The organism is Streptococcus mitis, assembly GCF_047462815.1.
In the GTDB taxonomy this organism is placed as follows: domain Bacteria; phylum Bacillota; class Bacilli; order Lactobacillales; family Streptococcaceae; genus Streptococcus; species Streptococcus mitis_DO.
On the sequence record NZ_JASHFB010000002.1, the window covers coordinates 123,926 to 150,909 of the forward strand.

27 protein-coding genes are annotated in these 26,984 nt (G+C 41.0%); 26 read left to right on the forward strand and 1 reads right to left on the reverse strand.

Features of this window, described 5'->3' with window-relative positions; all coding sequences use genetic code 11:
• Window positions 1–372 precede the first annotated feature (372 nt).
• The 16 genes from QM865_RS01610 to QM865_RS01685 all read left to right on the forward strand — a co-directional run bounded on the left by QM865_RS01610 (window position 373) and on the right by QM865_RS01685 (window position 12,246).
• A complete protein-coding gene (locus tag QM865_RS01610; protein ID WP_414305860.1) occupies window positions 373–1,569 on the forward strand; it encodes an MFS transporter in 1,197 nt (398 codons plus the stop codon).
• Window positions 1,570–1,754: 185 nt separating this feature from the next.
• Window positions 1,755–2,243, forward strand: a complete 489-nt coding sequence (locus tag QM865_RS01615) for a DUF5590 domain-containing protein (RefSeq protein ID WP_060805844.1) — start codon at window positions 1,755–1,757, stop codon at window positions 2,241–2,243.
• A complete protein-coding gene (locus QM865_RS01620) occupies window positions 2,240–3,430 on the forward strand; it encodes a pyridoxal phosphate-dependent aminotransferase (protein ID WP_414305861.1) in 1,191 nt (396 codons plus the stop codon). The genes QM865_RS01615 and QM865_RS01620 overlap by 4 nt, the downstream gene beginning before the upstream one ends.
• On the forward strand, window positions 3,430–4,773 hold the full coding sequence (gene asnS / locus QM865_RS01625) for an asparagine--tRNA ligase (RefSeq protein ID WP_000167139.1): 1,344 nt from the start codon (window positions 3,430–3,432) through the stop codon (window positions 4,771–4,773). Before QM865_RS01620 ends, asnS begins: the two co-directional genes overlap by 1 nt.
• A 152-nt stretch (window positions 4,774–4,925) precedes the next feature.
• Window positions 4,926–5,216, forward strand: coding sequence for a 30S ribosomal protein S6 (rpsF, locus tag QM865_RS01630; protein ID WP_001151778.1), 291 nt, complete (start codon window positions 4,926–4,928; stop codon window positions 5,214–5,216).
• An 11-nt stretch (window positions 5,217–5,227) separates the two neighbouring features.
• Window positions 5,228–5,698 (forward strand): single-stranded DNA-binding protein SsbA, encoded by a 471-nt coding sequence (ssbA, locus tag QM865_RS01635; RefSeq protein WP_000609602.1) that lies wholly within the window; start codon window positions 5,228–5,230, stop codon window positions 5,696–5,698.
• Window positions 5,699–5,730: 32 nt separating this feature from the next.
• The gene (rpsR, locus tag QM865_RS01640) at window positions 5,731–5,970 is read left to right on the forward strand and encodes a 30S ribosomal protein S18 (protein WP_000068664.1); all 240 of its coding nucleotides are present in this window, start codon (window positions 5,731–5,733) and stop codon (window positions 5,968–5,970) included.
• 199 nt (window positions 5,971–6,169) lie between these two features.
• Window positions 6,170–6,673 (forward strand): GNAT family N-acetyltransferase, encoded by a 504-nt coding sequence (locus QM865_RS01645; protein ID WP_261227128.1) that lies wholly within the window; start codon window positions 6,170–6,172, stop codon window positions 6,671–6,673.
• A gap of 82 nt (window positions 6,674–6,755) precedes the next feature.
• Window positions 6,756–8,156 carry a bifunctional Cof-type HAD-IIB family hydrolase/peptidylprolyl isomerase gene (locus QM865_RS01650; protein ID WP_414305862.1) on the forward strand — a complete coding sequence of 467 codons (1,401 nt, stop codon included), beginning with the start codon at window positions 6,756–6,758 and terminating at the stop codon, window positions 8,154–8,156.
• Between the two features lies 1 nt (window position 8,157).
• Window positions 8,158–8,520 carry a S1 RNA-binding domain-containing protein gene (locus QM865_RS01655; protein WP_033677723.1) on the forward strand — a complete coding sequence of 121 codons (363 nt, stop codon included), beginning with the start codon at window positions 8,158–8,160 and terminating at the stop codon, window positions 8,518–8,520.
• A gap of 52 nt (window positions 8,521–8,572) precedes the next feature.
• Window positions 8,573–9,322, forward strand: coding sequence for a tRNA1(Val) (adenine(37)-N6)-methyltransferase (locus QM865_RS01660; protein WP_060806292.1), 750 nt, complete (start codon window positions 8,573–8,575; stop codon window positions 9,320–9,322).
• Window positions 9,312–9,599, forward strand: coding sequence for a GIY-YIG nuclease family protein (locus tag QM865_RS01665; RefSeq protein WP_000349614.1), 288 nt, complete (start codon window positions 9,312–9,314; stop codon window positions 9,597–9,599). Before QM865_RS01660 ends, QM865_RS01665 begins: the two co-directional genes overlap by 11 nt.
• Window positions 9,600–9,681: 82 nt before the next feature.
• Window positions 9,682–10,617, forward strand: coding sequence for a manganese-dependent inorganic pyrophosphatase (locus QM865_RS01670; protein WP_060806291.1), 936 nt, complete (start codon window positions 9,682–9,684; stop codon window positions 10,615–10,617).
• Between the two features lie 196 nt (window positions 10,618–10,813).
• Window positions 10,814–11,320 carry a YiiX/YebB-like N1pC/P60 family cysteine hydrolase gene (locus tag QM865_RS01675; protein ID WP_261074434.1) on the forward strand — a complete coding sequence of 169 codons (507 nt, stop codon included), beginning with the start codon at window positions 10,814–10,816 and terminating at the stop codon, window positions 11,318–11,320.
• A complete protein-coding gene (locus QM865_RS01680; RefSeq protein WP_261055688.1) occupies window positions 11,304–11,954 on the forward strand; it encodes a DUF1803 domain-containing protein in 651 nt (216 codons plus the stop codon). The genes QM865_RS01675 and QM865_RS01680 overlap by 17 nt, the downstream gene beginning before the upstream one ends.
• Window positions 11,955–12,054: 100 nt before the next feature.
• Window positions 12,055–12,246, forward strand: a complete 192-nt coding sequence (locus QM865_RS01685; RefSeq protein ID WP_000051188.1) for a CsbD family protein — start codon at window positions 12,055–12,057, stop codon at window positions 12,244–12,246.
• Between the two features lie 47 nt (window positions 12,247–12,293).
• On the opposite strand, the gene QM865_RS01690 is transcribed toward QM865_RS01685, so the two are convergent.
• Window positions 12,294–13,739 (reverse strand): UDP-N-acetylmuramoyl-L-alanyl-D-glutamate--L-lysine ligase, encoded by a 1,446-nt coding sequence (locus QM865_RS01690; RefSeq protein ID WP_414305863.1) that lies wholly within the window; start codon window positions 13,737–13,739, stop codon window positions 12,294–12,296.
• A gap of 105 nt (window positions 13,740–13,844) precedes the next feature.
• On the opposite strand from QM865_RS01690, the gene QM865_RS01695 reads away from it, so the two are divergent.
• The 10 genes from QM865_RS01695 to QM865_RS01740 all read left to right on the forward strand — a co-directional run bounded on the left by QM865_RS01695 (window position 13,845) and on the right by QM865_RS01740 (window position 26,968).
• Window positions 13,845–15,470 (forward strand): putative polysaccharide biosynthesis protein, encoded by a 1,626-nt coding sequence (locus tag QM865_RS01695; protein WP_414305864.1) that lies wholly within the window; start codon window positions 13,845–13,847, stop codon window positions 15,468–15,470.
• A 191-nt stretch (window positions 15,471–15,661) separates the two neighbouring features.
• Entirely contained in the window at window positions 15,662–17,620 is a 1,959-nt protein-coding gene (locus QM865_RS01700) for a peptide ABC transporter substrate-binding protein (RefSeq protein ID WP_414305865.1), read from the forward strand.
• Window positions 17,621–17,922: 302 nt separating this feature from the next.
• Window positions 17,923–18,378, forward strand: coding sequence for a hypothetical protein (locus QM865_RS01705; protein WP_004257129.1), 456 nt, complete (start codon window positions 17,923–17,925; stop codon window positions 18,376–18,378).
• A gap of 164 nt (window positions 18,379–18,542) precedes the next feature.
• Window positions 18,543–19,637, forward strand: coding sequence for a cystathionine gamma-synthase (locus tag QM865_RS01710; RefSeq protein WP_020902227.1), 1,095 nt, complete (start codon window positions 18,543–18,545; stop codon window positions 19,635–19,637).
• A 7-nt stretch (window positions 19,638–19,644) separates the two neighbouring features.
• Entirely contained in the window at window positions 19,645–20,811 is a 1,167-nt protein-coding gene (locus QM865_RS01715; RefSeq protein WP_049499023.1) for a MalY/PatB family protein, read from the forward strand.
• A gap of 92 nt (window positions 20,812–20,903) precedes the next feature.
• A complete protein-coding gene (locus QM865_RS01720; RefSeq protein ID WP_414305866.1) occupies window positions 20,904–24,002 on the forward strand; it encodes a DEAD/DEAH box helicase in 3,099 nt (1,032 codons plus the stop codon).
• Window positions 24,003–24,049: 47 nt separating this feature from the next.
• On the forward strand, window positions 24,050–24,667 hold the full coding sequence (locus QM865_RS01725; RefSeq protein WP_414305867.1) for a cystathionine gamma-synthase: 618 nt from the start codon (window positions 24,050–24,052) through the stop codon (window positions 24,665–24,667).
• Between the two features lie 10 nt (window positions 24,668–24,677).
• Window positions 24,678–26,012 (forward strand): UDP-N-acetylmuramate--L-alanine ligase, encoded by a 1,335-nt coding sequence (gene murC / locus QM865_RS01730; RefSeq protein WP_414305868.1) that lies wholly within the window; start codon window positions 24,678–24,680, stop codon window positions 26,010–26,012.
• 9 nt (window positions 26,013–26,021) lie between these two features.
• A complete protein-coding gene (locus QM865_RS01735) occupies window positions 26,022–26,477 on the forward strand; it encodes a GNAT family N-acetyltransferase (protein ID WP_414305869.1) in 456 nt (151 codons plus the stop codon).
• A complete protein-coding gene (locus tag QM865_RS01740; RefSeq protein ID WP_414305870.1) occupies window positions 26,474–26,968 on the forward strand; it encodes an N-acetyltransferase family protein in 495 nt (164 codons plus the stop codon). Before QM865_RS01735 ends, QM865_RS01740 begins: the two co-directional genes overlap by 4 nt.
• Window positions 26,969–26,984 lie beyond the last annotated feature (16 nt).

The following is a 26,984-nucleotide window of genomic DNA, read 5'->3' on the forward strand; positions in this document are numbered from 1 at the left end:
ATTAAATTTCCGAGAACTCTCTCGTTGTTATGAAATATATTACAACAAAGCAAAAGGACTTGCAAGAAATTTGCTCAAAGATAAGTAAAACTATAAAATTGTAGAAACTCTAATCACTTGCGGCTGGAATGCATTTGATTTTCGAAGAGTATTCTAACATTCTCTTGTAATATGATGACATAAGTGCTAAAATAAACAAGAAAACTCGCAATGGAAACCGCATAACAGCTATTTTCCGGTATCATTTCATAAATCATTAAAGGAACAATAATGGCATTGAAGAATGCTTCTAAAAGGGGTGGAGATCATGTAAGGCAAAGATTAACAAGTGACAGACAAAAGAAATAATAATACACTTGTTAAGGAGAAAAGATGTTAATAAGAAATTATCGGAAAAATATTGGCCTGATGGCCGGAGTTGAGTTTTTTGCATTTTTAGGGATTACCAGTTTTTGGATTCTCTTTCTCAGTCAAAACGGCATGTCTCTTTGGCAGATTGGACTTCTGGAGAGTATTTTTCATACGACCAGTCTTCTCTGTGAAATTCCATCTGGTATGTTAGCTGACCGCTATTCTTATAAGACCAACCTTTATTTAAGTCGTATAGCAGGGATTGTGTCTTCTATTCTTATGTTGGCTGGGCAGGGAAATTTTTGGATTTATGCACTAGCGATGGCGGTAAGTGCCTTGTCTTATAATTTTGATTCAGGCACAAGCGCAGCAATGGTTTATGATTCAGCCGTGGAAGCTGGACTCAAGGAGCGTTACTTATCTATTTCAAGTTTTATGTCAGGAGTGTCAGAAGGAACTCGGTCTTTGGGGACAGTGTTGGCGGGATTTTTTGTCCATGGTCAATTGCACCTGACCTACTATATCATGATTGCGACTTCTATCATAGTTCTTTTCCTGATTTGGATGCTGAAAGAGCCTAGTGTCAAGCTAGAAAAAGCTGATAGTGTGAACATGAAACAGATTATTTGGACTGTTAAGGAAGAGTTGAAGCGAAATCCCATGCTTTTCAACTGGATTATTTTGTCTCATATTGTCGGAACACTCATGTGCATGTTTTATTTTTACTATCAAAATCAGTTACCAGATTTAAGTGGTTGGCAAATTTCAGCAGTTATGCTACTTGGTAGTCTCTTAAATATCGTCGCAGTCTATCTAGCGAGTAAGATTGGAAAGAACTATGCCGCCTTGAAGCTTTTCCCTATCCTCGTCCTGCTGACTGGAGTCACCTATATGCTGTCCTACTTTGGAACACCTCTAATCTATATTTTGATTTATTTGATTAGTAATGCTCTATATGCTCTTTTTCAGCCGATTTTTGACAACGATTTGCAAGAGCGCCTTCCAAGTGAAGTAAGGGCAACCATGCTGAGTGTCTACTCTATGATGTTTAGCCTGAGTATGATTGTCTTCTTCCCACTGACAGGGTGGTTGATTGACCATTTAGGCTTTGTAGTAACATTTCTTTATCTAGGATTCTTTTTAGTCTTGATTAGCCTTCTATTGCCTGTATTTTTAGGAAAAATGGCTAAAATAATGGATGATAAAGTGATTCCATAGATCAAAAAAATTACGAAAACTTGAGTACTAAGCTCAGGTTTTTTAATAGGTTGATTTTGGAGCTGTCTTTACTTTTCTTGCTCGGTTTTAATCAAGAAAAATCGGTTTGCTTTGAAGTAAGAAATAATATAGGTTTGTTCTTGCATTCACTTGTAATAAAGCCCAATAGATGGTAAAATAGACGAGTGAAAAAAAGACAAAATAAAGCAAAAAATAATCTACTGTGGCAGTATGGTCTAGGGATGACGATTTTGCTTGTGGTTATCAGTGCTTCCTTTCTGTATCTGGTTTCTCTCGGCATGAAACCCTATCAAACAGCTAAAAGTGAAGGAGAAAAATTAGCTCAGCAGTATGCAGGATTAGAGCAGGCTGATCAGGTTGACTTATACAATGGCTTGGAATCCTATTATAGCGTTCTTGGTCGTAATAAAAAACAAGAAGCACTTGCTGTCCTGATTGGAAAAGATGACCATAAGATTTACGTTTATCAGCTAAATCAAGGTGTTTCACAAGAAAAAGCAGAAGCGGTTTCTAAGGAAAAAGGAGCTGGCGAGATTGACAAAATTACCTTTGGCCGTTATCAAGATAAGCCAATCTGGGAAGTCAAGTCAGGCTCTGATTTTTATCTAGTAGATTTTGAAACAGGAGCATTGGTCAATAAGGAGGGCTTATGAAACTATCCAACCGTGTTTTAGAAATGGAAGAAAGTGTCACTTTAGCTAGTGATGCAAGAGCAAAGAAGTTAAAGGCTGAAGGAAAAGATGTACTTTTCTTAACTTTAGGTCAGCCCGATTTCCATACTCCCAAAAATATTCAAGATGCAGCAGTTAAATCTATTCGAGAAGGACAGGCTTCCTTCTATACAGTAGCTTCAGGTCTACCAGAATTAAAAGCTGCGGTGAATACCTACTTCGAGCGCTACTATGGCTATTCTGTCGCAAGTAACGAGGTTACCTTTGCTACAGGTGCCAAGTTCTCCCTATATACTTTCTTTATGGCTGTAATCAATCCTTTAGATGAGGTTATTATTCCAACTCCATACTGGGTTAGTTATGGAGATCAGGTCAAGATGGCAGAAGGCGTTCCCGTCTTTGTTCCTGCTAAGGAAGACAACCACTTTAAGGTAACTGTAGAGCAGTTAGAAGCAGTTCGCACTGATAAGACCAAGGTTTTGGTTCTCAATTCACCATCTAATCCGACTGGTATGATCTATACTCGTGAAGAATTACTAGCTATCGGAAATTGGGCAGTTGAGCATGACATTCTGATTTTAGCTGATGATATATACGGTCGCCTTGTTTATAATGGAAATGAATTTGTTCCAATCTCAAGTCTATCAGAAGCAATTCGTAAGCAAACCATTGTTATCAACGGTGTATCTAAGGCCTATGCCATGACGGGTTGGCGGGTAGGTTATGCAGTGGGTGATCCTGAAATCATTGCTGCTATGAGCAAATTGACAGGTCAAACAACTTCTAACCTAACTGCTGTTTCACAATATGCAACCATCGAAGCCCTAACTGGACCGCAAGATTCTGTGGAAATTATGCGTCAAGCATTTGAAGCACGTCTCAATACCATCTATCCACTCTTGTGTGAAGTCCCTGGTTTTGAAGTCGTTAAGCCACAAGGAGCCTTCTATCTCTTTCCAAATGTTAAAAAAGCCATGGAGATGAAAGGTTATACGGATGTGACTGACTTTACAACAGCTATTCTTGAGGAAGTTGGTTTGGCACTCATAACAGGAGCTGGCTTTGGAGCGCCAGAAAATGTCCGTCTCAGCTATGCGACAGACCTAGACACGCTTAAAGAAGCAGTTAAACGCTTGAAAGAATTTATGGAAAAAGAAAAGGAAAAATAATGACAAAACGTGTAACGATTATTGATGTAAAAGACTATGTTGGTCAGGAAGTGACGATTGGCGCTTGGGTTGCCAACAAATCAGGAAAAGGGAAAATCGCCTTCTTGCAATTGCGTGATGGAACAGCCTTCTTCCAAGGTGTGGCTTTTAAACCAAACTTTGTAGAAAAATTTGGTGATGAAGTGGGACTTGAGAAGTTTGATGTTATCAAACGCTTGAGCCAAGAAACGTCTGTCTATGTGACAGGTATTGTCAAAGAAGACGAACGTTCTAAGTTTGGCTATGAGTTGGACATTACAGACATCGAAGTGATTGGTGAATCTCAAGATTACCCAATTACACCAAAAGAACACGGAACAGACTTCTTGATGGACAACCGTCACTTATGGCTCCGTTCTCGTAAGCAAGTAGCGGTGATGCAAATTCGTAACGCTATCATCTATGCAACATATGAGTTCTTTGACAAGAACGGCTTCATGAAGTTTGATAGCCCAATTCTTTCAGGAAATGCGGCTGAAGATTCGACTGAACTCTTTGAAACAGACTACTTCGGAACGCCAGCCTACTTGAGCCAATCAGGTCAGCTTTATCTAGAAGCAGGTGCTATGGCTCTTGGTCGTGTCTTTGACTTTGGTCCCGTATTCCGTGCTGAAAAATCAAAAACACGCCGTCACTTGACTGAGTTCTGGATGATGGACGCAGAGTACTCATACTTGACACACGATGAATCACTTGACTTGCAAGAAGCTTATGTGAAAGCTCTTCTACAAGGTGTTCTTGACCGTGCTCCTCAAGCCTTGGAAACCTTGGAACGTGATACAGAACTTTTGAAACGCTACATTGCAGAGCCCTTCAAACGCATCACTTACGATCAGGCCATTGACCTCTTGCAAGAGCATGAGAATGATGAGGATGCTGACTACGAACATCTTGAGCATGGAGATGACTTTGGTTCACCACATGAAACTTGGATCTCAAACCACTTTGGTGTACCAACATTTGTCATGAACTACCCAGCAGCCATCAAGGCCTTCTACATGAAACCAGTTCCTGGAAATCCAGAGCGTGTGCTTTGTGCAGACTTGCTTGCTCCAGAAGGTTACGGAGAAATCATCGGTGGTTCTATGCGTGAGGAAGACTACGATGCTCTTGTTGCTAAGATGGATGAACTTGGCATGGATCGTACAGAGTATGAATTTTACCTTGACCTTCGTAAATACGGTACAGTTCCACACGGTGGATTTGGTATCGGTATCGAGCGTATGGTAACCTTCGCAGCAGGAACAAAACACATCCGTGAAGCTATTCCATTCCCACGTATGTTGCACCGTATCAAACCATAAGAACAGGAAAACGCCCATGTGGCGTTTTTTCGAATTCCAGAGTTTTTACTTGCGTAAAAAATTTTTTTCTAGTATAATAGTTTATTGTGAGCGAACCTCACTTACCCCTTGCAAAGTCTTGGGGTCATTAGACCAAAAGGAGGAACATATCAATGGCTAAATACGAAATTCTTTATATCATTCGTCCAAACATTGAAGAAGAAGCTAAAAACGCTTTGGTAGCACGTTTTGACTCTATTTTGACTGACAACGGTGCAACTGTTGTTGAATCAAAATCTTGGGAAAAACGCCGTCTTGCATACGAAATCAAAGATTTCCGTGAAGGACTTTACCACATCGTTAACGTTGAAGCAAACGATGACGCAGCTCTTAAAGAGTTTGACCGTCTTTCAAAAATCAACGCTGACATTCTTCGTCACATGATCGTCAAAACTGACGCGTAAGAAGGTAAACTATGATTAACAATGTTGTACTTGTAGGGCGTATGACACGTGACGCTGAGTTACGTTATACCCCATCAAATGTAGCAGTTGCGACTTTTACTCTTGCAGTAAACCGTACATTTAAGAGTCAAAATGGCGAACGTGAGGCTGATTTTATCAATGTCGTTATGTGGCGCCAACAGGCTGAAAACCTTGCTAACTGGGCTAAAAAAGGCTCACTTATCGGGGTGACAGGTCGTATCCAGACTCGTAGTTACGATAACCAGCAAGGACAACGTGTCTACGTGACAGAGGTCGTGGCTGAGAATTTCCAAATGTTGGAAAGCCGTAGTGTGCGTGAGGGTCACACAGGTGGAGCTTATTCTGCACCAAGTTCAAACTATTCAGCGCCTACAAATTCAGTACCAGACTTTTCACGTGATGAAAATCCATTTGGAGCAACAAATCCATTGGATATTTCAGATGATGATTTACCATTCTAATGGACAAGTAAAATTATAAAGGAGAAAAAAACATGGCTCAACAACGTCGTGGCGGATTCAAACGCCGTAAAAAAGTTGATTACATCGCAGCAAACAAAATTGAATATGTTGATTACAAAGATACTGAGCTTCTTAGCCGTTTCGTTTCAGAACGTGGGAAAATCCTTCCACGTCGTGTAACAGGAACTTCAGCTAAAAATCAACGTAAAGTAACAACAGCTATCAAACGCGCTCGCGTAATGGCTTTGATGCCTTTCGTAAACGAAGATTAAAGAAAAGACCCGGTTGGGTCTTTTTTTCACGAGCTTTGAAATAAGAGAGCGAGTTTGGGTCCAGTGGACCTCTTTTTCATGAGCTTTAAAACAAGAAAGCGAATTGAGACCCGGTTGGGTCTTTTTTCACGAGATAGTTTTTTTCTGACCTTGGCGTGCTATAATAGTAATAAAAAGAGTAAAGGTGGGTAAGTCAAAGATGAATTGTACGATTAGAAATATAATTAAGTCTGATATTGAATCCTTATCTCATGGATTTATGAATCAAGGTTGGCCTGGTAGAGAGGAAATTTTGGCTAGATATTTTCTGGAACAGGAAAGTGGGGAGAGAGAAGTCTTAGTTACAGAGATTGATGGTGCTGTAGCGGGCTACGTTACCATTTTACCCTCTGCTAAACATGGTCCTTTTGCAGAAGTCTATCCAGAACTTTCAGATTTCAATGTCTTTGAGCCCTTTCAAAATCAAGGTATTGGAAATCTCTTGCTGGAAGAAGCAGAAAAACGAGTTAAGCTCATATCGGATAAGGTAACCCTTGGTGTTGGTCTCCATTCAGGGTATGGACCTGCCCAGAGATTGTACATGAAACGAGGTTATATTCCAGATGGGACGGGAGTTTGGTATCAAAACCAACCCTTGGAAATGAATGCTACTATTCAAAATAATGATGATTTAGTTCTGTACTTATCCAAGAAGTTCGAATAAGAGATAGCGAATTTCTTTGAAAATAGGGGATTTAGCTACTTTATGGTATAATGGAAAGAGTTAGATTGAAAGAGGTAGTGAGATGGATGCCAAATTAAAATACAAGGCAAAGAAGATTAAGATTGTCTTTTTTGATATTGATGATACATTGCGGAATTCAAAGACAGGTTTTATTCCAGCTTCAATCCCAACTGTTTTTAAGCAATTACGTGAGAAAGGAATTTTGACAGGTATTGCTTCTGGACGAGGGATTTTTGGTGTTGTGCCAGAGATTCGTGAACTCAAGCCTGACTTTTTTGTGACCTTAAATGGGGCCTATATCGAAGATAAAAAAGGTCAGGTCATTTATCAACATCAGATCGAGAAGTCAGATGTTGAGGAGTATATCTCTTGGGCCAAGCAAGAGGGAATTGAGTATGGCTTGGTTGGGAGTCGTGATGCTAAACTCTCCGCTCGAACTGAGATGATCAGTGAGGCTATTGATCCGATTTATCCAAACTTGGACGTGGATCCTGGCTTCCATGAAAAAGTAGATATTTATCAGATGTGGACTTTTGAAGATAAGGGAGATGACTTGCACTTGCCTGACAGTCTCTCAGACAAACTTCGCATGGTTCGTTGGCATCAACATTCGTCTGATATTGTGCCGATTTCAGGCTCCAAAGCGACGGGTGTGGAAAAGGTTGTGGAACATCTTGGCTTGAAACCAGAGAACGTCATGGTTTTTGGAGATGGGCTGAATGACTTGGAACTCTTTGATTATGCTGGAATCAGCGTTGCAATGGGAATTTCTCATGATAACATCAAAGAAAAAGCAGATTATATTACAAAAACATTAGAAGAAGATGGCATTTTTGATGCCTTAGAAGGATTTGGTATGGTAGAAAAAGAATTGCATTTCCCACAAGTAGACATTGAAACAGTAGAAGGTCCTCTTGCGACTATTAAGACCAATCACGGAGACTTGCGTATCAAGCTCTTTCCTGAACATGCTCCTAAAACAGTAGCTAACTTTGTAGCTCTTTCTAAAGATGGCTATTATGATGGTGTCATTTTCCACCGTATTATCAAGGACTTTATGATTCAAGGTGGAGACCCAACTGGAACTGGTATGGGTGGCGAGTCAATCTACGGCGAATCATTTGAGGATGAATTCTCAGAAGAACTTTACAATATCCGTGGTGCCCTTTCTATGGCCAATGCTGGTCCAAATACCAACGGCAGCCAGTTCTTTATCGTGCAAAATCAACACCTGCCTTATTCTAAGAAAGAGATTGCTCGTGGTGGTTGGCCAGAACCGATTGCAGAAATCTATGCCAACCAAGGTGGGACACCTCACCTAGACCGCCGTCACACTGTTTTTGGTCAGCTAGCTGATGAAGCTTCTTACGCTGTCTTGGATGCCATTGCTGCTGTTGAGACAGGAGCTATGGACAAGCCAGTTGAAGATGTCGTGATTGAAACAATTGAAATCGAGGACTAAGATGAAAATCGGTGATAAGCTAAAGGGCCGTATTACAGGGATTCAGCCCTACGGTGCCTTTGTTGAGCTAGAAACGGGTGATACGGGGCTGATTCACATTTCAGAGATTCGAACAGGATTTATTGAAAATATTCATGACGCCTTGAAAGTCGATGAAGAAGTTCAAGTTCAAGTAGTGGATTTAGATGAATTTACAGGAAAAGCTAGTCTTTCTATCCGCACTTTAGAGGAGGAAAAGCACCAGTTTCCTAGACGGAGACGCTTTTCAAGCGACCGCTTTAACTACGGCTTTGCGCCTCTCAAAAGAATGATGCCAATTTGGACCAAAGAAGCCCTTCAACATTTGAAGAAGCAGAAGAATTAGTTAGAAATCTATATTCTTTGTAATGTTAATATAAATTTGCTATAATAGGACCATGGAAGAAGAACAATTATTAAAATCAGGAGAGCGCATTAACCAGCTCTTTTCTACAGATATCAAAATCATTCAAAATAGAGAGGTTTTTAGTTATTCGGTGGATAGTGTTCTCTTGTCACGCTTTCCACGTTTTCCTAAAAAGGGGTTGATAGTGGATTTTTGTGCTGGAAATGGAGCAGTGGGGCTATTTGCTAGCACTCGTACTCAAGCACAGATATTGGCTGTTGAGATTCAGGAGCGTTTGGCGGATATGGCTGAACGCTCTGTCCGTTTGAATGGTTTGGAAGAGCAGATGCAGGTCATCTGTGATGATTTGAAAAATATGCCTGCTCACATTCAGGGGAGTAAGGTGGATATGATTTTGTGTAATCCGCCCTATTTCAAGGTGGATCCTCATTCAAACCTGAACGAGAGCGAACATTATCTCTTGGCGCGCCATGAAATCACGACCAATTTGCAGGAAATCTGTCGTAGTGCCCAGAGTATTCTCAAATCTAATGGGCGTTTGGCCATGGTTCATCGTCCTGATCGACTTCTGGATATTTTAGATACGTTACAACGGCATAATCTAGCGCCTAAGCGCCTGCAATTTGTCTATCCAAAAAAGGAAAAGGAAGCTAATATGCTTTTGATTGAGGCTATCAAGGATGGCTCGACAAGCGGCTTTAAGGTTTTACCACCTCTCATTGTTCACAATGATGATGGCTCTTATACGCCTGAACTTGAAGAGATTTATTATGGATCATAAGGCTTATATGTATGTGCTGGAGTGCCGTGACGGATCCTACTATACAGGCTATACGACTGATGTGAGAAGACGCCTCGCTGTTCACAATAGTGGGAAGGGAGCCAAATACACACGAGCACGCTTGCCAGTCAAACTTATCTATGCTCAAGGTTTTGCCAGTAAGGAAGAAGCCATGTCAGCAGAAGCCCTTCTCAAGCGTAAGAAGAGGTCACAGAAGGAAGAATTTTTATCTGAAAATCAAGATAGAAATTTACTCAGTTATTTTGAAGAATCGTGAGGAGTCCTTTGACTCCTCTTACTTTTGTCAAAAAGCGAAAAAAATGCTACAATAAAGAGAATAAACAAAATGAGGTATTATCATGTCTAAGATTCTAGTATTTGGTCACCAAAATCCAGACTCAGATGCCATCGGGTCATCTGTAGCCTTTGCCTACCTTGCAAAAGAAGCTTATGGTTTGGATACGGAAGCTGTTGCTCTTGGAACTCCAAATGAAGAAACAGCCTTTGTCTTGAACTATTTTGGTGTGGAAGCACCGCGTGTTATCACTTCTGCTAAAGCAGAAGGCGCAGAGCAAGTTATCCTGACTGACCACAATGAATTCCAACAATCTGTATCAGATATCGCTGAAGTAGAAGTTTATGGTGTTGTGGACCATCACCGTGTGGCTAACTTTGAAACTGCAAGCCCACTCTACATGCGTTTGGAGCCAGTTGGATCAGCGTCTTCAATCGTTTACCGTATGTTCAAAGAACATGGTGTAGCTGTGCCTAAAGAGCTTGCTGGTTTGATGCTTTCAGGTTTGATTTCAGATACTCTTCTTTTGAAATCACCAACAACACACCCAACAGATAAAGTCATTGCTCCTGAATTGGCTGAATTAGCTGGTGTAAACTTGGAAGAATATGGTTTGGCTATGTTGAAAGCTGGTACCAACTTGGCTAGCAAATCTGCTGACGAATTGATTGACATCGATGCTAAGACTTTTGAATTGAACGGAAATAATGTCCGTGTTGCCCAAGTAAACACAGTGGACATCGCTGAAGTATTGGAACGCCAAGCAGAAATTGAAGCTGCAATGCAAGCTGCTAACACAGCAAATGGCTACTCTGACTTTGTCTTGATGATTACAGATATCGTCAACTCAAACTCAGAAATCCTAGCACTTGGTGCTAATATGGGCAAGGTTGAAGCAGCCTTCAACTTCAAACTTGAAAATAACCATGCCTTCCTTGCTGGTGCCGTTTCACGTAAGAAACAAGTGGTACCTCAATTGACTGAAAGCTTTAATGCTTAAAATTTTGAGTGTTAATTCAAATTAGGAAAGGCTAGTTTGAATTATATCGAAAGGAGTTTCGGCTCCTTTTTTTCTAGGAGTGAAGCATGTTAGAAAATGGTGATTTGATACTCAATGAAAATCAAAGAGCAAACTAGGAAGCTAGCCGCAAGCTGTACTTGAGTACGGTAAGGCGACGCTGACATGGTTTGAAGAGATTTTCGAAGAGTATGATTTTGTGAGAGATGAGTCAGATACGGGACAGGCCATCCAGACTTCCACAGGCAACTATAACCATGTTGCCATTTATTTGGATGGGATGATTTACCACGCTAGTGGACAGGATGGTGTTATCTGTCAGGAACCAGCAGACTTCTTTGAGTCCAATCATTTGTACGACCTCTATGTCTACCCAGAAATAGATATTCGGTTAGTGAAGGAAAAAGCTTGCAAACATCTAGGAGCACCCTACAATGCTTCTTTCTATCCAGATGGACATGGTTTTTACTGTTCCCAGTATATAGCAGAAATCCTACCGATTTTTGAAACCATTCCCATGAAATTTGGGGATGGGAAGCAGGACATTAGTGATTTTTGGAGAGAGTATTATAGAGAACTAGGTTTGCCTGTTCCTCTGAACCAAACTGGGACCAATCCCAGTCAGTTGGCAGCATCGCCTCTGTTAGAATGTAAAGAAAGGAATCTTCATGATTCAGATTTTTAATCCATCTCGTTTGACGAGACAGCCATTTTTTGGAGAATTGATCCGCTATCTGGACCAGCATGATGATGTGATTCTACGGGAAATTAAGGCCAAGTTTCCAGATGTAGCAGTTGATAAACTCATGGAAGAGTATATAAAGGCTGGCTTGATTCTACGGGAAAATAAGCGCTATTACCTCAATCTTCCTATGCTTGAGTCCCTTGATAGTCTCGAACTGGATCAAGAGATTTTTGTCAGTGAAGATAGTCCGGCCTATCAAGCCTTGTTGGAGCAGAGTTTTGAGACGGAGTTGCGCAATCAAACTAATGCAGCTATTTTAGTTGAAATGACGGACTTTGCGAGAACAAAAATGACATTTTCTAATTATTTCTACAAGGTCAAACATCAGTATCCTTTGACAGAAAAACAGCAGGAGCTCTATGACATTTTGGGAGATGTCAATCCTGAGTATGCTCTCAAATATATGACGACTTTTTTGTTGAAATTTCTCAAAAAAGACCAGCTTATGCAGAAACGCCGTGATATCTTTGTGGACAGTTTAGTTGTACTAGGTTATATTATTCAAAATGAAGATGGAAAGTATGAGTTGGCTATCGATTTTGATAAGGACAGATTGACTTTCTACTTGGCGTGATTTCTTGTTTCTGAGCACATTGTTTGACTTTCCTTAGTATTCGGTATAAACTATATGTAACCGGTAACACATATCGGAATAAACTAAAGGAGACAATCATATGTCACTTGAAAACAAATTGGAACAAGCAACAGGCGCTATCAAAGAAGGATTTGGTAAAGTTACTGGGGATAGCAAGACAGAACTTGAAGGAGCTGTTGAAAAGACAGTTGCTAAGGCAAAAGAAGTAGTTGAAGATGCTAAAGATGCTGCAGAAGGTGCCGTTGAAGGTTTGAAAAACGCTTTTAAATAAAGATAGAAAAAATCAAGGGTTTCATTTCCCTTGATTTTTTTACTATCTTATAAATAATTTTCTGCGACAGCTGCATCTCCAGGATAGGCTTCTTTCTTGCCTTGGACGATTTGGTAGCAATCTGCTCCCTTACCAGCAATAATAACTGCATCTAATTCGTGATTTGTGATAGCCATCGCTGCCTTGATGGCTTCTTGGCGATCCGCAATTTTTTCAACAGGATGATTGATGTAGATACTGATTTCATCTGCAATGGCCATTGGGTCCTCATAGTTGGGGTCATCAGCAGTTAGAAAGACTTGAATCTCAGGATGTTGGTTAAGGAGAAGGCCAAAGTCTTTGCGACGACTTTCTCCCTTATTTCCTGTCGAACCGAGAACCAGAGCAATCTTTCCTGTTTGATGAGTTTCAACCACATTGATGAGTTTTTTCAGACTATCCCCATTGTGGGCGTAGTCGATGAAGACCTTGGCGCCATTTTTCTGAGTGAGGACTTCCATACGACCAGGAACGCGGGTTGCAGCGATGCCTTTTTTGATGTCCTCAAGACTAGCTCCGAGACGGAGGCAAGCAAGTCCAGCAGCAACGGCATTTTCTTGGTTGAAGTGACCAATCAGTTGGATATCATAATCACCAGCCAGTTTCCCACTAGCTGAAAAGCTAAAGGCTTTGGAATTCTCGATTTGATTATTTGATTGGCTACCATAGAAATCATGGTCTTGATCTGCCACTTGTTCTTTCAAGACAGAAAAGTGGTCCATGTCACTGTTAACGATGACTGCTCGGCTATTTTCCATCAAGAGACGCTTGTGGTAGAAGTAGTCTTCAAAGCTAGGGTGTTCAATCGGGCCGATATGGTCTGGGCTGATATTGAGGAAAACTCCCACATCAAAGGTTAGACCATAGACACGTTTGACCAGATAGGCTTGACTGGAGACTTCCATGATGAGGTGGGTACGGTCATTTTGCACAGCCTGATTCATCATATCAAAGAGGTCGATGCTCTCAGGGGTTGTCAATGCTGACTTAAAGAAAGTCTTGCCATCTAGAGTTGTGTTCATGGTCGACAACATTGCAGGTCGATGCCCTTGAGATAAAATGTTATAGGCGAAGTAGGCTGCTGTTGTCTTACCCTTAGTACCAGTAAAGGCAAGAAGTTTGAGTTTTTTCTGTGGATTTCCATAAAATTCCATAGCAATCAAACTCATGGCTTTCTTGATATCACTAACGATGATGGCAGGAATACCAACCTCATAATCTTTTTCAGCCACATACCAACCGAGGCCTTGAGAGATGGCAGAAATCAGAAATTCCTTCTTAAAGGCAGCACCTTTAACGAAAAAGAGGCTCTTTTCTTTGGCCTTGCGGCTATCATAGCAGATGGTGTCAAATATGACATGGCTGTAGTTGTAGTGATAATGTCCTTGGTCGATAATCTCACGGAAGAGATCATCTTTCTTTAAAATATCTAATACGGTTTCAATCTTAATCATACTTTCTATTGTAAACCGAAAGTCGTAAATTTACAAGTAACAAGGAAAAGTTTATAATGGAAGATGAGGAATTTTTCCTAGTTATTAAAATTAAATGAGGAATCTATGTCTAACGAAAACAATCACCAGCAGGCCCAGATGTTACGAGGGACTGCTTGGCTAACGGCTAGTAACTTTATCAGTCGTCTACTCGGGGCTATTTATATTATCCCTTGGTATATCTGGATGGGGTCTTATGCGGCTACAGCAAATGGTCTCTTCACCATGGGCTATAATATCTATGCCTGGTTCTTGCTGGTTTCAACAGCGGGTATCCCAGTTGCAGTGGCTAAGCAAGTGGCCAAGTATAATACCATGCGAGAAGAAGAGCATAGCTTTGCCCTGATTCGGAGCTTTTTAGGCTTTATGACAGGATTAGGTCTGGTTTTTGCTTTAGTCTTGTATGTCTTTGCTCCTTGGCTAGCAGATTTGTCAGGTGTAGGGAAAGACCTGATCCCAATCATGCAGAGCTTGGCTTGGGCGGTCTTGATTTTCCCATCTATGAGTGTGATTCGAGGCTTCTTCCAAGGGATGAATAACCTGAAACCTTATGCCATGAGCCAAATCGCTGAGCAGGTCATTCGTGTTATCTGGATGCTCTTAGCTACCTTTATGATTATGAAAATGGGTTCAGGGGATTATCTAGCAGCGGTTACCCAATCCACCTTTGCTGCTTTTGTCGGCATGGTAGCTAGTTTTGCAGTTTTGATCTATTTCCTTGCCAAAGAAGGATTACTTAAAAGAGTCCTTGAAACAGGAGATAAGATAAACAGCAAGCGTCTTTTGGTCGACACCATTAAGGAAGCCATTCCTTTTATCCTGACAGGGTCTGCTATCCAGCTTTTCCAGATTTTGGACCAAAATACCTTTATCAATAGCATGAAGTGGTTTACCAACTATAGTAAAGAAGACTTAGTTGTCATGTTTTCTTATTTCTCTGCCAATCCTAATAAAATCACTATGATTTTGATTTCTGTTGGGGTTTCGATTGGGAGTGTAGGCTTGCCGCTTTTGACTGAAAACTATGTTAAGGGGGACTTGAAGGCGGCTTCTCGTCTCGTTCAGGACAGCATTACCATGCTTTTCCTATTCTTGCTACCAGCAACGGTTGGAGTAGTCATGGTAGGAGAACCTCTCTATACAGTCTTCTATGGTAAGCCAGATGGTTTGGCTATGGGCTTGTTTGTCTTTGCAGTTTTGCAGTCTACTATTTTAGGTTTGTACATGGTTTTGTCTCCAATGCTTCAAGCCATGTTCCGCAACCGCAAGGCAGTTCTCTATTTTATCTATGGTTCCATTGCCAAGCTGGTCTTGCAACTGCCAACCATTGCTCTCTTTCACAGTTACGGGCCTTTGATTTCAACAACCATCGGTCTCATTATTCCTAATGTTTTGATGTATCGGGACATTTGCAAGGTAACTGGTGTTAAGCGCAAAGTGATTTTGAAACGAACCATTTTAATCAGTTTGTTAACTATTTTCATGTTTCTAGTAGTTGGGACATTCCAGTGGATTTTAGGATTTGTCTTCCAACCAAGTGGACGTTTGTGGAGTTTCCTATATGTAGCCCTTGTCGGTGCCATGGGGGGAGGAGTTTACGGATTCTTGAGTCTCCGTACCCGTCTATTGGACAAGGTGATTGGAAAAGCCCAAGCAAATCGTCTACGAGCAAAATTAAGAATTTCTCAATAATTTTTTATAAATAAAGGGAATAATTTGAACGTTTCTATCAAGGAATGATTAAATTATTCTCTTTTTTATTATTTTGTAGAATAATTTCTATAGTTTGTAGATGGAATGCTTAATTTTTTCAAAAAACCTATTGACTAAATAAAACACGAGTTGTATAATAAGACAAATATTTAAATCAGGAGGTTCTGGAGATGAAAAAGTCTAAGGCCAAGTATGCAACACTTGCAGGTGTCGTGTTAAGTGCAGGTATTTTATTAAGTGCCTGTGGAAATTCTAGCACAGCGTCAAAAACATATAACTATGTTTACGTAAGTGACCCATCAAGTTTGAACTATCTAGCAGAAAATCGTGCAACAACCAATGATATCGTGGTTAATTTAGTAGATGGTCTAATGGAAAATGACCAGTATGGGAACTATATCCCATCCTTGGCAGAGGATTGGAGTGTATCCAAGGATGGTTTGACCTATACTTACAAACTGCGTAAAGATGCTAAATGGTATACTGCAGATGGAGAAGAATATGCTCCTGTAACTGCTCAAGACTTTGTGACAGGTTTGAAATATGCAGCAGATAAAAAATCCGAAGCCTTGTACTTAGTTCAAGAATCCGTTGCAGGTTTGGATGATTACATTAACGGTAAAACAAGCGACTTTTCAACTGTCGGAGTCAAGGCACTTGATGACCAAACTGTTCAATATACCTTGACACGACCAGAATCTTATTGGAACTCAAAAACAACTTCAACCATTCTCTTCCCAGTCAATGCGGATTTCTTGAAATCAAAAGGGGATGATTTTGGGAAGGTAGACCCATCTAGCATTTTGTACAATGGACCTTTCTTGATGAAATCCTTTGTTTCAAAATCTGTTATTGAATTTAAGAAAAATCCGAACTACTGGGATGCTAAAAATGTCTTTGTAGATGATGTGAAATTGGCCTATTATGATGGTAGTGACCAAGATGCACTAGCTCGTAACTATGTAGAGGGGGCTTATAGCTACGCTCGTCTCTATCCAAATAGTTCAAGTTTTGAAGGGATTAAAGAGAAGAATAAGGACAATATCATCTATAGTCTGCAAGATGCTACTTCTTATTTCTTAAACTTTAACCTAGATAGAAAATCTTATAAATTCACTTCAAAAACAAGTGATGCTGAAAAGAAATCGACTCAAGAAGCGGTTCTTAACAAAAATTTCCGTCAAGCCATCAACTTTGCCTATGATCGTACAGCTTACGGGGCTCAATCTCAAGGAGAGGATGGTGCAACCAAGATTTTGCGTAACCTCGTCGTTCCTCCAAACTTCGTAAGTATCAACGGAAAAGACTTTGGTGAAGTAGTAGCCTCTAAGATGGTTAATTATGGTAAAGAATGGCAAGGAATCAACTTTGCAGATGCCCAAGATCCATACTACAATCCAGAAAAAGCCAAAGCCAAATTTGCTGAAGCTAAGAAAGAACTCCAAGTCAAAGGAGTCCAATTCCCTATCCACTTGGACATGACAGTTGACCAAGCTGCTAAAAAGGGTGCCCAAGAGGCAAATTCTATGAAGCAATCTATTGAAGCAGCCTTAGGTGCAGAAAATGTTGTAATTGATATTCAACAACTTTCTACTGAAGACTTTGATAATACAAGCTATTTGGCTCAGACTGCAGCTCAGAAGGATTACGATCTATACAACGGTGGCTGGAGCGCAGACTATCAAGATCCATCAAGCTACCTTGATATTTTTAATATTAATTCCGGTGGAGTGTTGCAAAATCTAGGTTTAGAGCCGGGTGAAGCCAATGACAAGGCCAAGGTTGTTGGACTAGACGTCTACACTCAAATGTTGGAAGAAGCTAATAAGGAGCAAGATCCGGCTAAACGTTATGAAAAATATGCGGATGCCCAAGCGTGGTTGGTAGATAGCTCTCTAGCAATTCCAAATGTTTCACTAGGCGGAACACCAACATTGAGAAAAACAGTTCCTTTCTCTTCACCGTATTCATTAGCTGGTAATAAAGGGGTCGAATCATATAAATACCTCAAAGTACAAGATAAGACAGTTACGAAAGACGAATATGAAAAAGCCAAAGAAAAATGGTTGAAAGAAAAAGAAGAATCCAATAAAAAAGCTCAAGAAGAATTGGCAAAACATGTCAAATAAGGATTTTTCAAGAAAAACGATGGTTTCGAAGGAAACTGTCGTTTTTTAATAGAATGATGGCAAATTTGGAAGAAAAGTGCTTACATTTTTTAATTGCTTTATTAAATTTATGTTATAATGAATATAAGAAACTACGTTCGAAAATTTACCCAATGTTGATTGAAGTATGCACATGCTAGTGTAATGTTATAGGAGGGATGTCATCTACTGGAAAAGTAAGATAAAATGCAACAAATGATAGGTTCTTCTTTATGTGAAGAGTTCTTATCTGGCTATGTAGTAATCGTTATGGAGGTAACATCATGGGCGCTATTATGGAGTTTGCGACAGAAAAACAGATTGCATCATTTCTTTCAACTTGTCGCATTGAAGGGCAAAAGAATTTTCTGATGGCCTTCAAGAAAAAGACATGGCTGAAATCTTTTATTGATTTCTTCGTTATAGGAGGAAGTTACTATGTTCAGTCGAGTGTGAAGCCTAAGATTCTGGCATTCACACCTAAGGGGATCTATTTGATGGACATCAGTGATATAACTGAGAATCGTTTTAATCAAGTCCTTGAGATGCCTTGGAATCAAGTTAAAGATTTTACTTATAAGCCAGTCTTGAATGCAGTTAGGCTGAATTGGAACTATCAAAATGAAGCCTATATTTTTTCCGTGGATGTCGGTCAGATTAGTCAGCATGTGGGCCAATATCAATTTAACAAAGAGCATTATGACTATTTAGCCCAACAGGATTTCTTTCGGTCCAAGTAAGCCCTAGCAAGGATTTTCACAAAAGAATCTGGAATATTTTCTGGATTCTTTTTAGCTTTACTCCATAAGTATATAGTTTGAAACTATAGCTAGCTCTTGAAAAGAAGAAAATGAGTTGATGAAAATAAGTGGTACAATAGTTACTATAGATTTGGAGGTATTGTATGAGCAAGGAATTACACATCAACACAATTTTGGCCCAGGCGGGTATCAAGTCAGACGAAGCGACAGGAGCTTTGGTGACACCGCTACATTTTTCAACGACCTATCAGCATCCAGAGTTTGGTAAATCTACTGGTTTTGACTATACACGCACTAAAAACCCAACTCGCAGTAAGGCTGAAGAAGTCTTGGCAGCCATTGAATCAGCAGACTATGCCCTAGCGACTAGCTCAGGGATGTCAGCTATTGTATTGGCCTTTAGCGTTTTCCCAGTAGGAAGTAAGGTTTTAGCAGTGCGTGACCTTTACGGAGGTTCTTTCCGCTGGTTCAACCAAGTGGAGCAGGAAGGTCGTTTCCATTTTACCTATGCCAATACAGAAGAAGAGTTGATTGCTGAGTTAGAAAAGGACGTGGATGTTCTCTATATCGAAACACCAACCAATCCTTTGATGTTGGAATTTGATATCGAAAAACTAGCAAAACTGGCTCATGCTAAGGGTGCAAAAGTGGTGGTGGACAATACCTTCTACAGCCCTATCTACCAACGTCCGATTGAAGATGGAGCTGATATCGTTCTGCATTCAGCGACTAAGTATCTGGCAGGGCACAATGATGTCTTGGCTGGAGTGGTTGTGACCAATAGTTTAGAACTATACGAGAAACTCTTTTATAATCTCAATACGACAGGGGCAGTCTTGTCTCCGTTTGATAGTTATCAATTGATTCGTGGTCTCAAGACCTTGTCTCTTCGTATGGAGCGCTCAACAGCCAATGCCCAAGAAGTGGTTGCCTTTTTGAAGGATTCTCCAGCAGTTAAGGAAGTTCTCTACACTGGGCGTGGAGGCATGATTTCCTTCAAGGTAGCGGATGAAACACGCATTCCTCATATCTTGAATAGTCTCAAGGTCTTCTCTTTTGCGGAAAGTTTGGGTGGAGTGGAAAGTCTTATCACCTATCCAACAACTCAAACTCACGCTGATATTCCAGCAGAAGTTCGCCATTCTTATGGTTTGACAGATGACCTTTTGCGCTTGTCAATTGGGATTGAAGATGCTAGAGATTTGATTGCAGATTTGCGCCAAGCATTAGAAGGATAAGACAAAGATGGGAAAATATGATTTTACAAGCCTGCCTAATCGTTTAGGGCATCATACCTATAAATGGAAAGAAGCAGAAACGGATAGCGAGGTCCTACCAGCTTGGATAGCAGACATGGACTTTGTAGTCTTGCCTGAAATCCGCCAAGCAGTGCAAACTTACGCAGATCAACTGGTTTATGGCTATACTTATGCCAGTGAAGAGTTAATTCACGAAGTTCAAAAGTGGGAAGCAACACAACACGGTTACCACTTTGACAAAGAGGCTCTTGTCTTTATCGAGGGTGTGGTACCAGCTATCTCGACAGCCATTCAAGCCTTTACAAAAGAAGGCGAGGCAGTTCTGATTAACACACCAGTTTACCCACCTTTTGCTCGCAGTGTCAAGTTAAATAATCGCAGATTGATTACCAATTCTTTGGTGGAAAAAGATGGTCTGTTTGAGATTGACTTTGACCAACTGGAGAAGGATTTGGTAGAAGAGGATGTCAAACTCTATATCCTTTGCAACCCACACAATCCTGGTGGACGTGTTTGGGAAAAGGAAGTGTTGGAAAAGATTGGCCAACTCTGTCAAAAACATGGTGTTTTGTTGGTTTCAGATGAGATTCACCAAGATTTGGCCCTCTTTGGTCACAAGCATCATTCCTTCAATACCATCAACCCTGACTTTAAAGAATTTGCTATCGTCTTGAGCAGTGCCACTAAAACCTTTAACATCGCTGGGACAAAAAATTCCTATGCAGTCATTGAAAATCCTAAGTTGAGAGCGGCTTACCAGAAACGTCAGTTGGCTAATAATCAGCATGAAATCTCAGGTTTGGGTTATTTGGCGACAGAAGCTGCCTATCGCTATGGGAAGGATTGGCTAGAGGAACTCAAGCAAGTCTTTGAAGACCATATCAATTATGTGGTGGATCTATTTGGTAAAGAGACTAAAATCAAGGTCATGAAACCGCAGGGAACCTACTTGATTTGGCTTGATTTTTCAGCTTATGACCTGACTGATGAAAGATTGCAAGAGCTTTTGAGGAATGAAGCCAAGGTTATCCTCAACCGTGGTTTGGATTTTGGGGAGGAAGGAAGTCTCCATGCCCGCCTCAATGTAGCCATGCCTAAATCTCTGTTGCAAGAAGTTTGTCAGCGAATTGTGACGACTTTTGCTAAACTTTAAAAATCCAGCCTTCTAGGAGAAAAGTATCCTTAGAAGGCTATTTTCATAGGCGAAAATATGGTATAATAAAAAGATAAGGTAAAGGTAAAAATATGGCTAAATTGATTCCGGGGAAGGTCCGTATCGAAGGCGTTGCCCTTTATGAAACTGGTAAGGTTGACATTATCAAGGAAAAGAACAATCGGCTCTACGCTCGCGTTTCAGAAGAAGAACTGCGCTATAGTTTAGAGGATGATTTGGTTTTTTGTGCTTGCGATTTTTTCCAAAGGAGGGGCTACTGTGTGCATTTGGCAGCGCTGGAGCATTTTTTGAAAAATGATGAGCGCGGTCAGGAAATCTTGCAGAGTCTGGAAGAAGGTCATGAAGAAAAAGAGGCCGTTGAAACCAAGGTGACCTTGGGTGGCAAGTTTTTGGATCGAATCTTGTCTCCAAAATCAGACCGAGCCTATGAATTATCAGCTGTGGGTCAGGTGGAAGCAGGAACTAATCATATCTTGTGGACGCTTAGAATCGGGCAAATCAATAGCCAAAAATACTATGTCATTCGGGATATTCCACTATTTTTAAGAGTTGTTGAGAAGAGAAAGTCTTATATGATTGGCAAGATTTATGAGGAGTCTCTGTCTTGGGAAGCCTTTGATGAGGCCAGCCAAGAACTTCTGACTTTCTTGCGCGGACTAGTAGAGGAAGGACTTAGTCCAGAGCTTTTTTTCCAAAACCAAGGTCGGCACCTCTTTTTTCCTCTGACCTTTTTTGAGCAGGGTGTGAATTTGCTGATGACCTTGCCGCATTTTCAATTTGACCATCAAGTGGATAGCTACCAGACTCTGCTTTTTCAGGATTTGCATGCGGATGCCAATATATTTGCCTTTACAGTAACAGAATACTCGGATTATTTTGAAATGGAAATCAGTGAGAGTCCAAGGGTCAATGTCTTTTATCAGGGAGACGTACTCTTCCATAAAGGACAGTTTTATTTTCTAAGAGACCAGCAGATGCGTTTTCTCAAGGAAATCAAAGCGTTGCCATTGGATCAACATGGGAAGAAATTCCTGCAATTTGATAGCAGTGATAGAGATAAATTGGCTTCCTGTCTGACTCTCTTTAGCCAGATGGGGAACGTCTCAGCTCCAGAACGTCTACAAATCAAAACTTTTTCTCCCTCTTTTTACTTTGACAGGGAAGAGGATAATCGGATTCGTCTGGAAATCCGGTTTGATTATGGGGATAAGCAGATATCTAGCCGACAAGAGTTAGAAGAATTACCATTTTCGAGTGATGCTGACTTAGAAGAAAGAATTTTCCAAGTCTGTTTGGCAGCTGGATTTGAAGCGGACTTTCAATCTTGGCGTCAGGCCTTAAAAGCAGAGTCTGTCTATCATTTCTTCCATGATATCATCCCAGTCTTTGAAAAACTCGGGCATGTTAACCTATCAGACAAGTTAGAAGAACTATATAGTCTAGCGAGTCCTCAAGTGCAGATTGCTTCCAAGGGAGGTCTCTTGGAAATCCAGTTTGATTTTCAAGATATTGCCCAAGAGGAAATTGACCAAGCCATGCAGGCCTTGGTTGCCAATCAAGATTTTTACATTGATTCGTCTAATCAAGTCTACTTTTTCGATGAAGAAACCAAGAAGATTCGCCAAAACTTACAGGAACTGGGGCAATTTGAACTAAAAGATGGCTCCTTGCAAGCTCGAAAATCCTTAGCCTACAGTTTAGCTCATCTCTTTGAAGGGCGAGATCGTGTTTCTTTTTCACAAGAATTCAAAAATCTGGCCCACGATTTGACGCATCCAGAGGACTTTCCTCGACAAGCAACTCAGGTTCAGGCTGACTTGCGAGATTATCAGGAAAAGGGAATCGGCTGGTTGCAAATGCTCCATCATTATGGTTTTGGTGGGATTTTAGCTGATGATATGGGACTTGGGAAAACCCTTCAGACCATTGCTTTTCTGACCAGCCAAGTGTCAAAAGAAAATCGTGTCTTGATTTTAGCTCCGTCAGGTTTGATCTACAACTGGGCAGATGAATTTCAAAAATTTGCCCCACAGTTGGATGTGGTTGTTGTTCATGGTTTGAAAACTAGTCGTGAAGAGATTCTTGCTGAGAGCCATCAAATCTATGTGACGAGTTATGCTACTTTCCGTCAGGACAGTGATCTTTATCAGGGGATGGCCTTTGACTTCCTTTTCTTAGATGAGGCTCAGGTCATGAAAAATGCTCAGACTAAGATCGCCCAGACCTTGAGACAATTTGTGGTACCGTCGGTCTTTGCCTTGTCAGGAACTCCTATTGAAAACCATCTGGGTGAGCTGTGGTCTATTTTCCAAATTGTCATGCCAGGACTTTTGCCAAGCAAGAAAGAATTTATGAAATTACCAGCTGAGCGCGTTGCTCAGTTTATCAAACCTTTCGTCATGCGACGCAAGAAAGAAGAAGTTCTAACTGAATTGCCCGACTTGATCGAAGTGGTTTATAAGAATGAACTGGAAGACCAGCAAAAGGCTATCTATCTAGCTCAGTTGCAACAGATGAGAGACCGTCTGGCTCAAGTGTCAGACCAGGAATTTCAGCGAAGTCGTGTGGAAATCTTATCTGGTCTGATGCGCTTGCGCCAAATCTGTGATACGCCTGCCCTCTTTATGGAAGATTATCAGGGAGCCAGTGGCAAATTGGATAGTCTCCGAGACTTGCTGGTACAGGTGGCAGATGGTGGACACCGTGTCTTGATTTTCTCGCAGTTCAAGGGAATGTTGGAGAAAATTGAACAAGAACTGCCAGACTTGGGCTTGACTTCTTTTAAAATCACGGGTTCAACCCCAGCCAAGGAAAGACAAGACATGACCAAGGCCTTTAACCAAGGAGAAAGAGATGCCTTTCTGATTTCTCTTAAGGCTGGTGGGGTTGGTCTGAACCTAACAGGTGCTGATACGGTTATCTTGGTTGACCTTTGGTGGAATCCTGCGGTGGAGGCGCAAGCCATTGGCCGTGCCCATCGGATGGGTCAGGAAGAAACAGTTGAGGTCTATCGCTTGGTAACCAAGGGAACCATTGAAGAAAAAATTCAGGAACTCCAAGAACAGAAGAAACATCTGGTGTCACAAGTATTGGACGGCACAGAGTCACGTGGCAGTCTCACCCTAGCAGAAATTAGAGAAATTTTGGGAATTTCTGAAGCCAGCACTTGAAAAATCAAGACAATACGCTATAATGAAGTGTTGAAAGGAAATAGAAAATGAAACAAGAACGATTTCCATTGGTGTCAGATGACGAGGTCATGCTGACTGAAATGCCAGTCATGAACTTGTATGATGAGTCTGATCTGATCAGTAATATCAAGGGTGAGTATCGGGATAAAAATTATTTAGAATGGACTCCTATTACTGAAGAGGCGCCAGTCAAACCGATTGAAAAGCAAGTCGAGAAACCTAAAAAAGCTCCTTTAGGGATAAAAAAAGAAGGAAAGAGCTATGCAGAGGTGGCGCGTGAAGAAGCGCGTGCAGACTTGAAAAAGAAACGCTCGGCAAGCTATCTGACTAAGGACATCACTCCTACAAGACGCCACTCTCAGCCAAGTCCAGTTAGACAGAGCAATCAACCTACCGCGCCTTTCCAAAAGGAAAATCCTGGTGAATTTGTCAAATATAGTCAAAAACTGACCCAGTCTCATTACATCTTGGCGGAAGAAGTGAGCCATATTTCTACTCAAAATGAGCAAGCAGAAACTTCAGGACCAAAGAAAAACAACTATGATTTTCTAAAGAAGAGCCAAATCTACAATAAAAAAAGTAAACAAACAGAACAAGAACGTCGGGTTGCCCAAGAGTTGAATCTGACAAGAATTACAGAATAGGGGAGAAAACATGACAAAGACATATCATTTTATCGGGATTAAGGGATCAGGGATGAGTGCCTTGGCCTTGATGTTGCACCAAATGGGGCATAAGGTACAGGGATCAGATGTTGAAAAGTACTACTTTACTCAACGTGGTCTTGAGCAGGCAGGAATTACTATTCTTCCTTTTGATGAAAAGAATCTAGACGGTGATATGGAAATTATCGCTGGAAATGCCTTCCGTCCAGATAACAACGTCGAAATTGCCTATGCAGACCAAAATGGTATCAGCTACAAACGCTATCATGAATTTCTAGGTAGCTTTATGCGTGACTTTGTTAGCATGGGAGTTGCTGGAGCGCACGGAAAAACTTCAACGACAGGTATGTTGTCTCATGTCTTGTCTCACATTACAGATACCAGCTTCTTGATTGGGGATGGGACAGGTCGTGGTTCAGCTAATGCCAAATATTTTGTCTTTGAATCTGACGAATATGAGCGTCACTTTATGCCTTACCACCCAGAATACTCTATTATCACCAACATTGACTTTGACCATCCAGACTATTTCACAAGTCTCGAGGATGTTTTCAATGCCTTTAACGACTATGCCAAACAAATTACCAAGGGTCTCTTTGTCTACGGTGAAGATGCGGAGTTGCGTAAAATTACGTCTGATGCACCAATTTATTATTATGGTTTTGAAGCAGAAGGTAATGACTTTGTAGCTAGTGAGCTTCTTCGTTCGACAACTGGTTCAACCTTCACAGTTCACTTCCGTGGACAAGAATTGGGTCAATTCCACATCCCAACATTTGGTCGTCACAATATCATGAATGCGACAGCTGTCATCGGATTGCTTTACACAGCAGGCTTTGATTTGAACTTGGTACGTGAACATTTGAAAACATTTGCCGGTGTTAAGCGTCGTTTCACTGAGAAAATTGTCAATGACACAGTGATTATCGATGACTTTGCTCACCATCCAACAGAAATTATTGCGACCTTGGATGCGGCTCGTCAGAAATACCCAAGTAAGGAAATTGTAGCAGTCTTCCAACCGCATACCTTTACAAGAACCATTGCCTTGTTGGACGACTTTGCCCATGCTTTGAACCAAGCAGATGCTGTTTACCTAGCACAAATCTATGGATCTGCGCGTGAGGTAGACCATGGTGATGTCAAGGTAGAAGACTTGGCAAACAAGATTCATAAGAAAAGTCGCGTTATTACTGTTGAAAATGTTTCCCCGCTCCTAGACCATGACAATGCTGTCTATGTCTTTATGGGAGCAGGAGATATCCAAACCTATGAATACTCATTTGAGCGTCTCTTGTCTAACTTGACAAGTAATGTTCAATAGGATGTTCCCATGGAAATTCCAATTAAGATCATTCAGGCAAGTAAGTCTGATTTGGCTGAGATAGAGGCAATTCAAACTTCGTCTTTTCCAGCTGAAAAGCAGCAACCTTCCCATATTTTAGAAGAAAGTATCCGTAAGTGTGCGGATACCTTTCTTCTAGCTAGGGATGAAAATCGACTTTTAGGTTATATTCTATCAAGGCCTCAGTCAGACAATCCGCAATGTCTAAAAATACATTCTTTAGTCATCAAGGTTGACCATCAGAGACAGGGCTTGGGAACACTTCTTCTTGCAGCATTGAAAGAGGTGGCAGTTGAGCTGGATTACAAAGGTATTCGTTTGGAGAGTCCTGATGAGTTGCTTTCCTATTTTGAAATGAACGGTTTTATTGATGAAGAAGATTATGCAGCTGGTCAGGGGTATAGTATGATTTGGTTTAATCCCTTTTATCTGGAGGCACAATGAAAATCAGACAAGCAAAATTAGAAGATTTGGATCGGATTGTCGAGATCGAACTAGAAAATTTCTCGGTAGAAGAAGCCATTCCTCGCTCTGTCTTTGAGGCACATTTGCGAGAAATACAGACCTCGTTTCTGGTTGCAGAAAAAGAGGGTAGAATCATGGGTTACATCGAAGGGCCAGTTGGCCCCCACCGCTATCTGCAAGACCAGTCTTTTACAGAAGAAATAAAAGACCATAGTCATAAGTCGGGTGGCTATATCTCTGTCACCTGTTTGTCGATTGCAAAGGAAGCACAAGGTTTCGGACTTGGCCAGAGATTACTAACAGCCTTGAAAGAACTGGCTCTTGAACACGAAAGAGAAGGTATTAACCTAACCTGTCATGACTATCTCATTGCCTACTATGAAAAGCATGGATTTGTCAATGAAGGTCTGTCCCAGTCAACCTTTGCAGGGGAAACTTGGTATGATATGGTCTGGGAAGCTAAAAAATAGGCAAGACAAGGCATCA

Excerpts from the sequence above, each read along its gene's own strand:
- QM865_RS01710 (WP_020902227.1), top strand. The coding sequence starts at position 18,543 with ATGAGCAAGGAATTACACATCAACACAATTTTGGCCCAGGCGGGTATC.
- QM865_RS01670 (WP_060806291.1), top strand. The coding sequence starts at position 9,682 with ATGTCTAAGATTCTAGTATTTGGTCACCAAAATCCAGACTCAGATGCC.
- QM865_RS01705 (WP_004257129.1), top strand. The coding sequence starts at position 17,923 with ATGGGCGCTATTATGGAGTTTGCGACAGAAAAACAGATTGCATCATTT.
- QM865_RS01655 (WP_033677723.1), top strand. The coding sequence starts at position 8,158 with ATGAAAATCGGTGATAAGCTAAAGGGCCGTATTACAGGGATTCAGCCC.
- QM865_RS01695 (WP_414305864.1), top strand. The coding sequence starts at position 13,845 with ATGTCTAACGAAAACAATCACCAGCAGGCCCAGATGTTACGAGGGACT.
- QM865_RS01620 (WP_414305861.1), top strand. The coding sequence starts at position 2,240 with ATGAAACTATCCAACCGTGTTTTAGAAATGGAAGAAAGTGTCACTTTA.
- rpsF (WP_001151778.1), top strand. The coding sequence starts at position 4,926 with ATGGCTAAATACGAAATTCTTTATATCATTCGTCCAAACATTGAAGAA.
- QM865_RS01645 (WP_261227128.1), top strand. The coding sequence starts at position 6,170 with ATGAATTGTACGATTAGAAATATAATTAAGTCTGATATTGAATCCTTA.
- asnS (WP_000167139.1), top strand. The coding sequence starts at position 3,430 with ATGACAAAACGTGTAACGATTATTGATGTAAAAGACTATGTTGGTCAG.
- QM865_RS01685 (WP_000051188.1), top strand. The coding sequence starts at position 12,055 with ATGTCACTTGAAAACAAATTGGAACAAGCAACAGGCGCTATCAAAGAA.
- QM865_RS01720 (WP_414305866.1), top strand. The coding sequence starts at position 20,904 with ATGGCTAAATTGATTCCGGGGAAGGTCCGTATCGAAGGCGTTGCCCTT.
- murC (WP_414305868.1), top strand. The coding sequence starts at position 24,678 with ATGACAAAGACATATCATTTTATCGGGATTAAGGGATCAGGGATGAGT.
- QM865_RS01715 (WP_049499023.1), top strand. The coding sequence starts at position 19,645 with ATGGGAAAATATGATTTTACAAGCCTGCCTAATCGTTTAGGGCATCAT.
- rpsR (WP_000068664.1), top strand. The coding sequence starts at position 5,731 with ATGGCTCAACAACGTCGTGGCGGATTCAAACGCCGTAAAAAAGTTGAT.
- QM865_RS01690 (WP_414305863.1), bottom strand. The coding sequence starts at position 13,739 with ATGATTAAGATTGAAACCGTATTAGATATTTTAAAGAAAGATGATCTC.
- QM865_RS01610 (WP_414305860.1), top strand. The coding sequence starts at position 373 with ATGTTAATAAGAAATTATCGGAAAAATATTGGCCTGATGGCCGGAGTT.
- QM865_RS01725 (WP_414305867.1), top strand. The coding sequence starts at position 24,050 with ATGAAACAAGAACGATTTCCATTGGTGTCAGATGACGAGGTCATGCTG.
- QM865_RS01660 (WP_060806292.1), top strand. The coding sequence starts at position 8,573 with ATGGAAGAAGAACAATTATTAAAATCAGGAGAGCGCATTAACCAGCTC.
- QM865_RS01735 (WP_414305869.1), top strand. The coding sequence starts at position 26,022 with ATGGAAATTCCAATTAAGATCATTCAGGCAAGTAAGTCTGATTTGGCT.
- QM865_RS01740 (WP_414305870.1), top strand. The coding sequence starts at position 26,474 with ATGAAAATCAGACAAGCAAAATTAGAAGATTTGGATCGGATTGTCGAG.
- QM865_RS01665 (WP_000349614.1), top strand. The coding sequence starts at position 9,312 with ATGGATCATAAGGCTTATATGTATGTGCTGGAGTGCCGTGACGGATCC.
- QM865_RS01680 (WP_261055688.1), top strand. The coding sequence starts at position 11,304 with ATGATTCAGATTTTTAATCCATCTCGTTTGACGAGACAGCCATTTTTT.
- ssbA (WP_000609602.1), top strand. The coding sequence starts at position 5,228 with ATGATTAACAATGTTGTACTTGTAGGGCGTATGACACGTGACGCTGAG.
- QM865_RS01650 (WP_414305862.1), top strand. The coding sequence starts at position 6,756 with ATGGATGCCAAATTAAAATACAAGGCAAAGAAGATTAAGATTGTCTTT.
- QM865_RS01700 (WP_414305865.1), top strand. The coding sequence starts at position 15,662 with ATGAAAAAGTCTAAGGCCAAGTATGCAACACTTGCAGGTGTCGTGTTA.